Here is a 13,864-nt window from a genome sequence, read left to right on the forward strand (position 1 = left end):
CGAGCCGGCCCCGCCGCGGTCAGCTCGTGAAGCCGCCGTCCGCGTTGATCGTCGCGCCGGTCACGTACCCGCCGTCCGGTCCGGCGAGGAACGCCACCACGGCGGCGATCTCCGCCGGGTCGGCGTAGCGGCCCAGGGCCGTGAAGCCCCGGATGGCCTCCGCGTTCGGCCCGTCCGCCGGGTTCGCGTCGGTGTCGGTCGGGCCGGGGTTGACCAGGTTCGCGGTGATCCCCCGGCCGCCCAGCTCCCGGGCGAGGCCCCGGGTCAGCCCGAGCAGGGCGGTCTTGCTCATCGAGTAGAGGGCGAGACCGGGGACGACCGCCCGCTCGGCCACGTTGCTGCCGATGCTCACGATCCGGCCGCCGTCGGTCATGTGCCGGACCGCCGCCTGGGCGAACACGAACGGCGCCCGCACGTTGACCGCGATCGTCCGCTCGACCTCGTCGGGGCCGAGTTCGGTCACCGGGCCGGTCAGGAGCACCCCGGCGTTGTTGACCAGCACGTCCAACCGGCCGAACTCCCCGGCGACCCGGTCGACCGCCGCGCGCACCGCCGCCGGGTCGGCGCTGTCGGCCGGCACCGCCAGGGCGCGCCGCCCCGCCGCCTTGATCTGCTCCACCAGCTCGGCCGCCCGGTCGGACCGCCGCTCGTAGGTCAGCGCCACGTCGGCGCCCTCCCGGGCCAGCCGCAGCGCCACCGCCGCCCCGATACCCCGGCTGCCGCCGGTCACCAATGCCACTTTTCCGTCCAGAACTCCGTTCATGCCACCAGCCTGGTCGGCGGCGGGCGGAGAGTCTGGCGGTGATCGGACGGCGCGTTGAGCGGCGGGGGAAACGACGAAGGGCCGGCCCCGAACGGGGCCGGCCCTTGCGTCGACGGCGGAGGATACGAGATTCGAACTCGTGAGGGTGTAAACCCAACACGCCTTCCAAGTCTGCTCGTCCCCGTACGCGCTTGACCGGGGCGGCTCGCTACCAAGGCGAACTCGACCAGTCGTTCGTCTACGGTCGCCCCCGCACGGTCACGAACGAGACGACAAGTGAGACGAAGGCAGGAGGGTGGCGTCGCTGCTCGACCCCAGCTCTCATGGGATGTCTGTTACCGCTGCTATCGATCTTTCAGAGGCGCGAGCGGGTGCGGTCCCGTCGGGGAGACGGGCTGGACCTGTCCGCCGGCTGCGGTCACAACTTTGCGACTGCGTCCTCGAACTTCTTCGCCTGCGACGGCTTCACCTTCCCGGTTAGCCGCACCAGGATCCGCCCGTCCGCCGGTCGATAGTGGTACTCGGTGCCGAGGATTTGTGCGCCTTTCAGGGCGTCCTGAATGAACGTCGATCGGGCATCCGCGTCCCCTGCCGTCGCGAACACCTCGACCACCAGGCCGCGGTCGATGCCGTACTTCTCGGCGTCCTTGTCACCTCCCGGCACGTCCGCTGATGCACGGGACGTGTATTGGCCAGGGCGGCCGAGCTTGTCATTGGGATCAGTGTTCTCGTCCTGCTCGGCGATGTTCGACAGCGGAAGCCCAGCAGCGGTGAGGGCCTCGACCACCTCCTTGGCGCCCATCGCCGGCTTCTCGCTGGGGCTCGCGGGGGCGGCCGGCGTCGTGGCACTCGCAACCGTCGACGGCCCTGCAGCGGCTGGGGGCTGGCTGTTGCCACAGCCTGCCAGTGCAAGGGCCAGAGCAGTGGCGCTGGCTACGGCGAGCCGGGAACGATACAACAGGGCTCCTCAGTTGACTTGTCGCGCAGAGGCCGCGCGGCTTCGTCATGATCCACAAGTCGCGTTGGTCTCGCCATCGTCCGCGCGGTCGATCATCTTTCGGCTAGTCGACCGACAATCGGTCCGGCTGATAGCCCAGTTGCAAGGCGGGAAGCTGCTCCTGGTCGTAGGCCTGAACCCCTGGACTGTCGGCGACGCGGTTGCTGAAGGCCGGGTACGCAGGTCGGAAGCACTCGGGCAGTAGGCATCGGACGAACCCGGCAGGGGCGCCGATTCAACCTGTCGGCCGGGCCAGACCGATAGCGCTTGTCGTCAATGAGCAGGTGCTGGCCAAATCGCTACGCGTTCCAGGACCGGCCCGCGTAGAGGCTTCCACTGCCAGCCGAACGCCTCGCATACAGGTGTTGTGCATCAGGTCCGCACGCGTCCTGCAGCGGCTGCACGTTCAGAGATTCGTCCAAACCAGCGCTTGTCGGTATGCCGCCGTCCAGCGGCCTTGCTGTCGGCGCTGCTGTCGACAGCCGTTCCGCCGGCCGCACCGGTGTCCACCTCGTCGCTAACGGCCTGAGGCCTGCCGGTACCGCATCGTCCGACCCGGCGACGAGGAGTACGCCGTGTGGGGGGCGTCCTCCGTAGCTTTGGCGGATGGTCGCATCTCCACCAAGATCACTAGCCTGACCTGTCACAACTCGCACGCCTATAGGAAGGACCAACAGCTATGGGCATGTTCCGCAAGCTCACGAGCGTTAGCACCCTCGGCCTCGTCGACTGGTCGAGCAGCAAGGAGAAGCAGGCGAAGGCCGCCCGGCGCTCGTCGAAGGCCGACGAGCGCGTCTCGAAGGCCGAGGCCGCCCGGCTGGAGGCTGAGACGGCCCTCCTCCGTGCCCAGCTCGAGGAGCTGAAGAAGAAGAACGGCTAGCCCCAGGAGGTCGCCCCGGCACCCCCGCCGAGGCGGCCTTCGGCGTCTGCGGACACGCCTCGGGACACTTGCCGGAGGCCGAATAGAGGCGGGACAACCAGGTCGGGTCGCTTGCCCATGGGCGCCGACTTCAGGGGCTGTGGCCGTGGTCCAAGGGCGCTGGTTAACGTGACGGGCGGTCCCATGCTTTCGAGGTCTGCGATCGTGTATCCACAGGGGTTCCGCTGTAGCGCGTGCGGCCCGCTCAGGGCCGCCTTGAAGACGTACAGAAACTTTGAACAGCTCGCCGGCAGCATCGCTGTCCGGTCTCAGGACCTGAGCGACACATCGGTATCAGGACCGGCGTGACAGGCCGCGGGCTGTTGGTGGAGACGGCGTTGTCCTGGTCGTGCCATTGCGATCACCGTTCTAGCGCGTAGTGCCTAATACTGACGGCGTGCGGCTCGCCGGAGAAATGTGGCACGTCGGGGCTCCCCTAGTCGTCGTGGCGGTGAGTGCTGTCGCGTTGCCGGTGGTTCTTTTTGGTCGAGGCGAGCCACCGGAGGTGTCGCGCCGTGAGCGATGGATGGCCGGCATGGTCTGGCTCATCATGGCCGGCGATGCGGCATTCGGTGAAAATCGGCCGGTGTTCGAGCGTCAGTGGAAGGGAGCCGCTGCGGCGCTTCTCGCCTTGGCCCTCGGCGTGCGACTGTTGCGCCGCTACAACTGGCGGACGCGTCGTCGAGCGGCGGCAGGCGCTCAAAAAACCAAGATCTGAGGCGCCGGAGCCCGACGCGGCCCGCGAATGCACTAATCCAATCAAAGATTGCCTAGCCGGACGTGTCACCCACGTCCCGAGACTGATCTGTCACGCAGGTCTTTAGACCCGACGCGCCGGCAGCATCGCACGTCGGCAGCCGGCGTGTGTCCCGGTCACGGGACATGCTTGAAGTAGCGAGTCATCGCGACGGTGCGAGGTCACGTGGCGTAGAGCGACCGAGGACTATGCGACGGGCATCCCGAGGTCGACCAGGATGTTGATGAGTCGACGGTCCGGTGCCTCACCATCGGATCTCGGCTCTTGGGCGTGATCAAGGAATCGAAGCGTCTCGGGTTGCCCTGAATAGCTCCACGCCTGCTTGACGGACGCGACCCGCTTACGGCTGTGGCGTGCGGCTTCCTCGCATGCGGCGATCTCGGCGTCTCGCTGGTTCGCCAGCCAAACAGGCAGCGCCGGCCCAGCTACCAGGAGGTCCCGCAGAGCGGTCCGCGGGTCGTTCAGCCGTCGATGAACGATGCAGCCGCGCAGCCAGAGCATTGCCGCCCGGTCCTGCGCACCGGGGAGCCAGAGGCCGACAGCCAGATCAATGGAGTGGACGGCGTCCCTTGCCTTCTCGCTTGTGAGGGCGGAGGCCACGTAGACGAGCCAGGGCTCGATGTGGGTGCCGCCTCCGGATCCGATCCAGCCCTTCGCCCATCTGTAGGCGCCATGCCAGTCACCAGTTTGAAGACAGGTCAGGGCCTGTTCACGGAATTCTGATGCCGACGGTGGCGTGGCTGTCGGCGGCTGGGGCTGAGACACCTGGCCAGTATGCGTGCCAGAGGAACAGGCTCCTTGCCCCACGGCGGCTGGCCTGCCGCCAGAGTCAACGGACGCGGGGGATCAAACGGCGGGGTGCCGCGTTACGTCGTAGAGGTCCCAGTCGAGGTTCCAGAAGGATTGGAGGCCGTGGTCACGGATGTACTGCCCCTCGGCCTCGTGGATCGGGTACATGCCGACCAGATGGACGATGTCGTGCCCCTCGTGTCCGGGTCCGCCGACATCGATGCGGCAGTCTGCGCTGGCACTTGGCGGGATCTCACGGAGGCGATCCGCAGGAGTTCAGCCGCCGACGGATTCACTAGCTCGGGCGGTTGGCGCGCTAGAGCCCGTGCGCGCGCAGGTGCTCCGAGAGGGAGTTGGCGAAGCTTTCCAACGCTGCCTTGCCCTTTTCGCGGGTGCCAAGTGACGGACGCCCGATGACTCCGCTTGTCGTGTAGGCGGCCATACCCAGCGTCAGCAGGTGCGGCCGTCATTCGCTAGCGAGTCCGCGGTCTCGTTTGCCGAAGCGAACGAGTGCGGTGCGACGTGAAGCAGCAGGGATGTCTCCAACTCGTCAGCGTGCATGTCGTGGTTGCGGGTCTCCATGCCCGAGTCTTGGCGGAACCACGGCGCGCTGGCGGTGCGGCGAGCGCTTCTCCGGCCGAGATGGCGGCACGGTTGCGACGGCAAGTGCGGACGGAAGATGCCCGGCCAATGTCCGGATCGGTGAACGAGCGACCGGTGGCGGCAGATACCAAATCCCGCGCCGGCCGTCGCTCCATCGGCCTGCCGGACGCCCTGATTGATCTGCTGCGGCAGCACCTGGAGGAACAGGACGCCGAGCGCGAAACTGCCGCGCAGCTCTGGCGCGATGAGGGGTGGGTGTTCGCATCACCGACCGGCGAGGCGATCCATCAGGCGACGGACTACGGCGAATGGAAACGGCTGCTCAAGCTCGCCAGTGCGGGACGGACGGCTGCACGACGCTCGACACACTGCGCCACTGCGCTCCTGGTCCTCGGCGTCCCCGGTCGTGCCGTGATGGGCATCATGGGTTGGTCGAACTCGGCCATGGCCGTCCGGTACCAGCACATGACCGACCAGGTACGCCGGGACATCGCGCAGCAGCTCGGCGGACTGCTCTGGGGCGATCCGCCGCGCCGGTCGGGGGAGCGCAACGACGGACCGCCGCCCGACCGCCCGGAACCAAGCAAGTGAGACGACAACTGAGACGAGAGCGACTGTAGAGACGACTCAGGGCCGGTCCCCGTGGGGGCCGGCCCTGTCGTTTTCCCTGCTTAAGCGAGCGGAGGATACGAGATTCGAACTCGTGAGGGTGTAAACCCAACACGCTTTCCAAGCGTGCGCCCTAGGCCTCTAGGCGAATCCTCCGCGAGCCAGGATACAGGTCCCCGGCGGGCGAGCCACCCCACCACCCCATGAAGATCCACCCCGGGTCGGGTAGGCTTGGCGGCACCTCCCGTGCGGCGGTATCTCGTGAACCTCCCCAGGGCCGGAAGGCAGCAAGGATAAGCGAGCTCTGCCGGGTGCACGGGAGGCCTTTCTGTCTCTGGGTGCCGGTAACGTCCCTGCGGGTCAGGTCACGGGGTGGTGGGTGGTCACCCGCGGCCGACCGGCGCAGAATGGCTCGGTCGAGAGGAGGCGGGACGGGTGGCACTGGCCCTTTACCGCAAGTACCGGCCCCGTACGTTCGCCGAGGTCATCGGCCAGGAGCACGTCACCGAGCCGCTGTCGCAGGCGCTGCGCAGCGGGCGGCTGAACCACGCCTACCTCTTCTCCGGCCCCCGGGGCTGCGGCAAGACCTCCAGCGCCCGGATCCTGGCCCGCTCGCTCAACTGTGAGCAGGGGCCCACCCCCGAGCCCTGCGGGCAGTGTGAGTCGTGCCGCTCGCTGGCCACCGACGGCTCCGGCTCGATCGACGTCATCGAGATCGACGCGGCCAGCCACGGCGGCGTCGACGACGCCCGTGAGCTGCGCGAGAAGGCGTTCTTCGCGCCGGCCCGCAGCCGCTTCAAGATCTACGTCATCGACGAGGCGCACATGGTCTCGTCGGCCGGCTTCAACGCCCTGCTCAAGCTGGTCGAGGAGCCCCCGGAGTACGTCAAGTTCATCTTCGCCACCACCGAGCCGGAGAAGGTCCTCGGCACGATCAAGTCGCGGACCCACCACTACCCGTTCCGGCTGATCCCGCCGAAGCTGCTCCGGCCCTACCTGGAGCAGCTGACCGAGGCCGAAGGGGTCAAGGTCGAGCCGGCGGTCTTCCCGCTGGTGGTGCGCGCCGGTGGTGGCAGCGCCCGGGACAGCCTCTCCGTGCTCGACCAGCTCATCGCCGGCGCCGGCGCGGAGGGGGTCAGCTACGCCCGGGCCGCCGCGCTGCTCGGCGTCACCGACTCCGCCCTGATCGACGAGATGTGCGACGCGCTTGCCGCCGGGGACGGCGCGGCCGCGTACGCCACCGTCGACCGGGTCGCGGAGGCCGGGCACGACCCGCGCCGGTTCGCCGCCGACCTGCTGGAGCGGCTGCGCGACCTCATCGTCATCCAGCAGGTGCCGGACGCCGCCGCCAAGGGCCTGATCGACGGCCCCGACGACCAGATCGAGCGGATGGCCGCCCAGGCCCAGCGGCTCGGCCCGGCGACCCTGTCCCGCTGCGCCGACATCGTGCACAACGGTCTGGTCGAGATGCGCGGCACCACCGCGCCCCGGCTGCTGCTGGAGCTGATCTGCGCCCGCATGCTGCTGCCCGGCGTGGACGACTCGTCCGGCGGCCTGCTCCAGCGTCTGGAGCGCATGGAGCGCCGGCTCATCCTGGGTGGCGCCGAGCCGCCGCCGGCCGCCGCCGGCTCCGCGCCGACCGCCCCCGCCCCGGAGGTACGCCCGGCGCCTCCCGCCCCGACCGCGGCTGCCGCCGCGCCCGACCCGGGGACCGCCGGCACGCCGGCGGCTGCCGGTGCGCCGACCGGGGCGGCCGCCGCCCGTGCCGCCGCCGCGGCGGCCGGTGCCCGCCCGAACCCGGCTGCCCGCCCGGTCGACCCGGCCGCGAGCGGCGCCGGTGCCGCCGGGCCGGGCCGCCCGGCCGACCCGGTGCCCGGTGCGGCCGCCCAGCCCGGTCCGGGTGCCCGCACCCCATCCGGCTCGGCCCAGCCGGCCTCCGGTGGCTCCCCCGCCGACCGGGCGTCCGGCGGTCCGGTGGCCGGCGGTCCGGCGTCCGGCGGTCCCGCCCGGCGTCCCGTCCCGGCCTCGGCGGTGCTGCCCGATCCGGCCACCCCGGAGCCGCCGCGCCCCGGCGCGGCCCCGGCCGGCGCGCTGGACGCCGTCGCGGTGCGCCGGGTCTGGGCCGAGGTCGTCAGCAAGGTCAACCGGAGCAACAAGCGGATCGCGGCGCTGATGCGCGACGCGGTGGTCCGCGACCTGGACGGCGACACGCTGGTGCTGACCGTGAAGTCGACGGTGCTGGCGAAGATGATGGCCGACCACGCCGCGGTGCTGACCGACGCCCTCTACGAGGAGTTGGGTGGCCGCTGGCAGATCCGCTGCGAGGTGGCCGGCGAGCGGGGCGCGGCGTCGCTCGGCGGCCCGGCCCGCCCCTCCGGTTCGTCCCGCGCGGCTTCCGCCGACCCGGCCCCGGCCCGCCCGGCGTCCGGCCCGGACGCCGCGCCGGCCCGTGCGTCCGGCCCGTCCGATGCGCCGGGGAGCGGCGGCTCACCGGGGGCCACCGCTGCGCAGCCCGGCTCCTCGGCAAACCGTGCCGGTGGCTCGGCCGGGGCACGGCCCGGGAACGCCGCCCCGTCCGGCGCGGCCCGCGCGTCGGAGCCGTCCGGTGGTCCGGCCCGGCGGCCGGCCGGCCCGGCCGCGCAGGGGACGGGCGCCGGCGGGGACGACGACGAGGAGGACTGGCCGGAGCCGGCCCGACCGGGTGGCGCCGGAGAGCCGGCGGCTACAGACGCCGCCTCGGCGGCCGGCACGGGCGGGGACGACTGGCCCGAGGCCGCCCGTCCGGGTGGTGCGGCAGCCGTGGCCACGGCCCCCGCGCCGGCCGCCGTCTCGACGGCCGCCACCGCGCCCGCGGTACCGAAGCCGGCCGGGCCACCGGGCCCGTCGCAGGCGGGCGGTGGCACGCCGAAGAACAGCGCGATCGCGGCGGCCCGGGCGGCCGCGGCGGCGGCCGCCGCCGGTGGCGGCCCGAGCAAGGGCCCGCGGTCGGCCCAGGCGACCCGGAAGACCGCCGACGCCGACTGGGCCGGTGAGCCGCCCTACGACCCCGACTACGACGGGCCGGTCGGCGGCCGGTCGGCGGCCGCGGCCCCGGCGGCGCCCGCCTACGAGGGCTTCGACCCGGGCGACGAACCGCTGGACGACGTGATCGACGAGCGGACCGCCCGGCAGTCCAGCGAGGAGCAGGCGGTGCAGTTGCTCCGCGAGGCGTTCGGGGCCGAGAAGATCGACGAGGTGGACGCGCGCTGAGCGCGCGTCGACCGCCGAGGAGCAGTGCCGTCGCCCGACTAGGCTGGGCGCGGCCGATCAGACGAGTGCGAGAAGGAGCCGTCCGTGCGCCCAGGTGGACAGCCGAACATGCAGCAGATGCTGAAGCAGGCGCAGAAGATGCAGCAGCAGATCGCCAAGGCGCAGGCCGAGCTGGCCGAGGCGGAGCTGACCGGCACCGCCGGTGGAGGCCTGGTCACCGCCACCGTCGCCGGCACCGGTGAGCTGAAGGCGATCAAGATCGACCCGAAGGCGGTCGACCCGGAGGACGTGGAGACGCTGGAGGACCTGGTCGTCGCCGCCGTGCACAACGCCGCCGAGGCGGCCCGCGAGCTGACCGAGAAGAAGATGGGCCCGGTCGCGGGTGGGATGGGCGGCCTCGGCCTGCCCGGGTTCTGAGCCGGCAGATGTACGAGGGTGCCATCCAGGATCTGATCGACGAGCTGGGCCGGCTGCCGGGCGTGGGCCCGAAGAGCGCCCAGCGGATCGCCTTCCACGTCCTGTCCGCGGATCCCGCCGACGTGAACCGGCTGGCCGGCGCGCTGCGCAAGGTCAAGGAGCTGGTGCGGTTCTGCACGACCTGCTACAACGTGGCCGAGTCGGAGCAGTGCCGCATCTGCCGTGACCCGCGGCGCACGGACGAGGTGCTCTGCGTGGTCGAGGAGCCGAAGGACGTCGTGGCGATCGAGCGGACCGGCGAGTTCCGCGGCCGCTACCACGTGCTCGGCGGCGCCATCAACCCGCTGGAGGGCATCGGCCCGGACAACCTGCGGATCCGGGAGCTGATGACCCGGCTGGGCGCTGGCACGGTCCGTGAGCTGATCCTCGCCACGGACCCGAACACCGAGGGTGAGGCGACCGCCACCTATCTGGCGCTCATGGTGAAGCCGATGGGCATCGCGGTGACCCGGCTGGCCAGCGGCCTGCCGGTCGGCGGCGACCTGGAGTACGCCGACGAGATCACCCTGGGTCGCGCGTTCGAGGGCCGCCGGGCGATCTGACCGCAGCGACGAACAGGCCGGCCGGTCCCGTGCGGGGCCGGCCGGCGTCGTTCCGCCGATCCGGAATGTGGGACGGGTGCGATTCGCCACGTACGCGCCGACCGGCCGGCGACTGGCCGGTTTTGCGGCGATCCGTCCGGTCCCACTATCTGCTCCGGGCTGTGACAGTCCTGTTTGTCGCGAGATCGGAAGCTGTCAGACCCGGCCACTTGGTGTCGGCTTGATAGCGATTGCCTCCCGGGCGTTCCGCATTCTGTGTGTCGTGTCATAGCCTCCCGCACACGGACTGAGTCACAACTCGGCGTGGAACATGCGCATGACAGAGGTGAGAGATGCAGGCGAGCAGGCTTAAAGCGGCCGTGGCCCTCGCGGCCGCTGCCGCTCTGGCGGTCGGAGCGTCCGGCTGCGCCAAGAGCGAGCGCGACGACGACAGCGGTGGGGCCAAGACCGGCGGCACCTTCGTCTTCGCGGGCGCCGGTAACCCCAAGAACTTCGACCCGATCTTCAACGACGACGGCGAGTCGTTCCGGCCGATCCGCCAGATGTACGACACGCTCGTGCAGAACAAGCCGGGTACGGCCGATCTGCAGGGCGCCCTGGCGGAGAGCTGGGAGCACGACCCCGAGGGCAAGGTCTGGACCTTCCACCTGCGCAAGAACGTGAAGTTCCACGACGGCACCCCGTTCAACGCCGCCGCGGTCTGCTTCAACTTCGACCGCTGGTTCAACATGAAGGGCGCCGCCGCCCAGTCGCAGATGATCTACTACTCGGACGTCTTCGGCGGCTTCGCCAAGAACGAGGCCGAGGGCGCGGGCGACCCGGTCTACAACAAGTGCGAGGCGAAGGACGACGGCACCGCCGTCGTCACGATGAACCGGTACAAGGGCGCCTTCCCGGGTGCCTTCGCGCTGACCGCGCTGTCGATCGCCAGCCCCGAGGCGCTCAAGAAGTACGACGCCGACACGGTGAAGCAGAACGGCGACTCCTTCGAGTACAGCGCGTTCGCCAACGAGCACCCGGTGGGCACCGGCCCGTTCACCTTCGGCGGCTGGGACAAGGCCAAGGGTGAGATCACCTTGAACCGGAACCCCGACTACTGGGGCGAGAAGGCCAAGGTCGACAAGCTCGTCATCAAGATCATCGAGGACGAGAACACCCGTAAGCAGGAGCTGCGCGCGGGCACCGTCCAGGGCATCGACTTCCCGGCCCCGGCCGACCGCAAGGCGCTCTCCGGCGAGGGCTTCCAGGTCCTCGACCGCCCGGCGTTCAACATTCTCTACCTCGGCTTCAACCAGAAGAACCCGAAGCTGAAGGACCTGCGGGTGCGCCAGGCGATCGCCTACGCCCTCAACCGCCAGCAGCTCGTCCAGACCAAGGGCCCGGGTGGCACCAAGGTCGCCGACGAGTTCATGCCGGACACCGTGCTCGGCTACGCCTCGGACGTGCAGAAGTACGACTACAACGTCGCCAAGGCCAAGCAGCTGCTCAAGGACGCGGGCGCCGAGAACCTGACGCTCAACTTCTACTACCCGACCGACGTCTCCCGGCCGTACATGCCGAACCCGCAGGAGATCTTCACCGTCCTGGCCAACGACCTGCAGGCCGTCGGCATCAAGGTCAACGGTGTGGCCCGCCCGTGGAACGGTGGCTACAAGGACGACGTGCAGCAGTTCGGCAAGCACGACCTGCACATCCTCGGGTGGACCGGTGACTACAACGACCCGGGCAACTTCGTCGGCACCTTCTTCGGCCGCGCCAAGGTCGAGTTCGGCGACCAGTCGATGACCGAGATGTTCGACGCCATCACCAAGGCCGACGCCACGGTCGACGACGCCGGCAAGAAGGCCGCGTGGGAGCAGGTCAACCGCGACATCGCCGCCAAGTGGCTGCCGGCCGTGCCGGTCTGGCACGCCCCGCCGGCCATCGTGGTCACCAAGGACGTCAAGGGTCTGGTCGCCAGCCCCCTGACCGACGAGCGGTTCAACACCGTCAGCGTCGGCTGAAGCGCCACTGACCGCTGACGCCGTACGCGGAATCGGCCCGGGCCGGGCTCTCTCTCCCGGCCCGGGCCGACCCGCTGTTACCGAGAATCTGGTGTGTGAGAGATGTTGCGAGTCATAGTCCGCCGCCTGCTGCAGCTGGTGGTGACCCTGATAGGGCTGTCCGCGCTGGTCTTCATCTGGTTGCGGAACCTCCCCGGCGGGCCGGTCGAGGCGCTGCTCGGTGAGCGGGCCACGCCGGAGCGGCGTGCCCTGCTGATCAAGGCCCTCGGCTACGACCAGCCGATCCTGGTGCAGTACGCGAAGTTCATGCAGCGGCTGCTGACCGGCGACTTCGGCAACTCGATCCGGAGCGGTGACCCGGTCACCGAGGTGATCGGCCGTGCCTTCCCGGCCACCATCGAGCTGGCCGCGGCCGCCATGATCATCGCCATCGGGCTCGGTGTGCCGCTCGGCTACATCGCCGCCCGGCACCGTGGCCGGCTGCTCGACAACCTGAGCATCGCCGGAACGCTGCTCGGCATCTCGATTCCGATCTTCTTCCTGGGCTATCTGCTCAAGGACGTCTTCACCCAGAACATGCACTGGTTCCCGCCCTCGGGCCGGATCAGCACCGGGGTGGACAACACCGACGTGACCGGCTTCTTCGTCCTCGACGGGCTGCTCACGCGGGAGTTCGACGCCGCCGGCGACGCGCTGTGGCACCTGATCCTGCCGGCGCTCACCCTGGCCACCATCCCGCTCGCGGTGATCGTCCGGATCACCCGGGCCAGCGTGCTCGACGTGCTCAACGAGGACTACGTCCGCACCGCCGAGGCGAAGGGCCTGCGGCACAAGACCATCCGCGGCCGGCACATCCTCCGGAACGCCCTGCTGCCGGTGGTCACCACCATCGGCCTGCAGACCGGCGCGCTGCTCTCCGGCGCGGTGCTCACCGAGCGGGTGTACAACTGGGGCGGCCTCGGCACGCTGATCTACAACTCGATCAGCGGCGGACGCGACTACCCGGTGCTCCAGGCGCTGATCCTGCTGGCCGCGCTGGTCTTCGTGCTGGTCAACCTCCTGGTCGACCTCTCCTACGCCTTCATCGACCCGAGGGTGCGTGTGCGATGAGTGACCCGATCACCCGGCCCACCGTGGGCACCCCGCGCGAGAGCGTGGACCCCGCCGCCGTCGAGGAGAAGCGCGAGGGCACCCTGCCGCGCGGCATCGACCGGCTCGGCGAGCGCAAGCGCGCCCGGCTGGAGCAGCTGGCCCAGGCCACCGCCGACAAGGGCGGCGTGAGCCTGGTCCGCGACGCGTTCCGCCGGCTGCGGCGCAACCCGACGGCGATCGTCGGCGCGTCCATCGTGGCGATCTTCGTCCTGGTCGCGATCTTCGCGCCGCTGCTCGCGCCGCACGACCCGGCGCAGCGCTTCGACGAGCTGACGAAGAACCTCACCGTCGACCACATCCCCGGCGCCAGCAGCGAGTTCCCGCTCGGCTCCGACCCGCTCGGCCGGGACTTCCTGTCCCGCATGATCCACGGCAGCCGGCAGACCCTGTTCGTCGGTGTGCTCGCCACGCTCATCGGGTTGGCCCTGGGTGTGCTTGTCGGCGCGATCGCCGGCGCCTTCGGCGGCTGGGTCGACAACATCCTGATGCGCTTCACCGACGTGATGCTGGCCCTGCCGGCCCTGCTGCTGGCGATCAGCCTGGTGGCCATGGCCAGCCGGTCCAGCCAGTGGACGGTGATCCTGGCGGTGGCCATCGTCAACGTGCCGATCTTCGCCCGGCTGCTACGCGGTTCGATGCTCGCCCAGCGGGAGAGCGACCACGTGCTGGCCGCCCGGGCGCTCGGCGTCAAGCAGGGGTCGATCGTGCTCCGGCACATGCTGCCCAACGCGATGACCGCTGTGATCGTGCAGGCCACGCTGACCCTCTCCACCGCGATCCTGGAGGCGGCGTCGCTCTCCTTCCTCGGTCTCGGTGACCCGGACATCAACCGGGCCGAGTGGGGCCTGATGCTCGGTGTGGACGGTCAGCGCTACTTCGAGGTCCGGCCGGAACTGGCCTACTTCCCGGCCGTCGCGATCATCGTGGTCGCGCTGGGCTTCACCCTGCTGGGTGAGGGCATGCGCGAGGCGATCGACCCGAAGAGCCGGCGGTGACGGCGATGG

At 70.4% G+C, this 13,864-nt stretch carries 12 protein-coding genes, 1 tRNA gene and 1 other RNA gene; 10 read left to right on the forward strand and 4 right to left on the reverse strand.

What is annotated here, in order from left to right; all coding sequences use genetic code 11:
• Positions 1-19: 19 nt before the first annotated feature.
• Entirely contained in the window at positions 20-763 is a 744-nt protein-coding gene (locus tag NFX44_RS06635; protein ID WP_262282621.1) for an SDR family NAD(P)-dependent oxidoreductase, read from the reverse strand.
• A gap of 418 nt (positions 764-1,181) precedes the next feature.
• The gene (locus tag NFX44_RS06640) at positions 1,182-1,565 is read right to left on the reverse strand and encodes a hypothetical protein (protein WP_262282622.1); all 384 of its coding nucleotides are present in this window, start codon (positions 1,563-1,565) and stop codon (positions 1,182-1,184) included.
• Positions 1,566-2,439: 874 nt separating this feature from the next.
• Here NFX44_RS06640 and NFX44_RS06645 point away from each other — a divergent pair.
• Together NFX44_RS06645 and NFX44_RS06650 are read left to right on the forward strand one after the other, a co-directional pair.
• Positions 2,440-2,640, forward strand: a complete 201-nt coding sequence (locus tag NFX44_RS06645) for a hypothetical protein (RefSeq protein WP_262282623.1) — start codon at positions 2,440-2,442, stop codon at positions 2,638-2,640.
• Between the two features lie 436 nt (positions 2,641-3,076).
• Positions 3,077-3,397: a hypothetical protein gene (locus tag NFX44_RS06650; RefSeq protein ID WP_262282624.1), complete on the forward strand. Its 321-nt coding sequence runs from the start codon at positions 3,077-3,079 to the stop codon at positions 3,395-3,397.
• 225 nt (positions 3,398-3,622) lie between these two features.
• Here NFX44_RS06650 and NFX44_RS06655 read toward each other — a convergent pair whose 3' ends face one another.
• Positions 3,623-4,201, reverse strand: coding sequence for a hypothetical protein (locus tag NFX44_RS06655; RefSeq protein ID WP_262282625.1), 579 nt, complete (start codon positions 4,199-4,201; stop codon positions 3,623-3,625).
• 726 nt (positions 4,202-4,927) lie between these two features.
• Here NFX44_RS06655 and NFX44_RS06660 point away from each other — a divergent pair.
• The gene (locus NFX44_RS06660) at positions 4,928-5,419 is read left to right on the forward strand and encodes a site-specific integrase (RefSeq protein WP_262282626.1); all 492 of its coding nucleotides are present in this window, start codon (positions 4,928-4,930) and stop codon (positions 5,417-5,419) included.
• A gap of 89 nt (positions 5,420-5,508) precedes the next feature.
• Here NFX44_RS06660 and NFX44_RS06665 read toward each other — a convergent pair.
• A tRNA-Ser gene (locus tag NFX44_RS06665) sits at positions 5,509-5,593 on the reverse strand.
• 82 nt (positions 5,594-5,675) lie between these two features.
• Between NFX44_RS06665 and ffs the strand changes: the two genes are divergently transcribed.
• From ffs to NFX44_RS06700, 7 genes are all read left to right on the forward strand, one after another.
• Positions 5,676-5,765: signal recognition particle sRNA small type (gene ffs / locus NFX44_RS06670), an RNA gene on the forward strand.
• Between the two features lie 107 nt (positions 5,766-5,872).
• A complete protein-coding gene (locus NFX44_RS06675; protein WP_262282627.1) occupies positions 5,873-8,686 on the forward strand; it encodes a DNA polymerase III subunit gamma and tau in 2,814 nt (937 codons plus the stop codon).
• 108 nt (positions 8,687-8,794) lie between these two features.
• Positions 8,795-9,103, forward strand: coding sequence for a YbaB/EbfC family nucleoid-associated protein (locus NFX44_RS06680; protein WP_030502117.1), 309 nt, complete (start codon positions 8,795-8,797; stop codon positions 9,101-9,103).
• A gap of 8 nt (positions 9,104-9,111) precedes the next feature.
• Complete coding sequence (gene recR / locus NFX44_RS06685) at positions 9,112-9,705, forward strand: recombination mediator RecR (RefSeq protein WP_262282628.1); 594 nt, start codon at positions 9,112-9,114, stop codon at positions 9,703-9,705.
• A 332-nt stretch (positions 9,706-10,037) separates the two neighbouring features.
• On the forward strand, positions 10,038-11,708 hold the full coding sequence (locus NFX44_RS06690; RefSeq protein WP_262282629.1) for an ABC transporter substrate-binding protein: 1,671 nt from the start codon (positions 10,038-10,040) through the stop codon (positions 11,706-11,708).
• A 102-nt stretch (positions 11,709-11,810) separates the two neighbouring features.
• Positions 11,811-12,818 carry an ABC transporter permease gene (locus NFX44_RS06695; RefSeq protein ID WP_262282630.1) on the forward strand — a complete coding sequence of 336 codons (1,008 nt, stop codon included), beginning with the start codon at positions 11,811-11,813 and terminating at the stop codon, positions 12,816-12,818.
• Between the two features lie 95 nt (positions 12,819-12,913).
• On the forward strand, positions 12,914-13,855 hold the full coding sequence (locus NFX44_RS06700) for an ABC transporter permease (RefSeq protein ID WP_315974582.1): 942 nt from the start codon (positions 12,914-12,916) through the stop codon (positions 13,853-13,855).
• The last annotated feature ends 9 nt before the right edge of the window (positions 13,856-13,864 follow it).

The sequence above is a fragment of the Micromonospora sp. MA102 genome (assembly GCF_025460765.1).
In the GTDB taxonomy this organism is placed as follows: Bacteria; Actinomycetota; Actinomycetes; order Mycobacteriales; family Micromonosporaceae; genus Micromonospora; species Micromonospora halotolerans.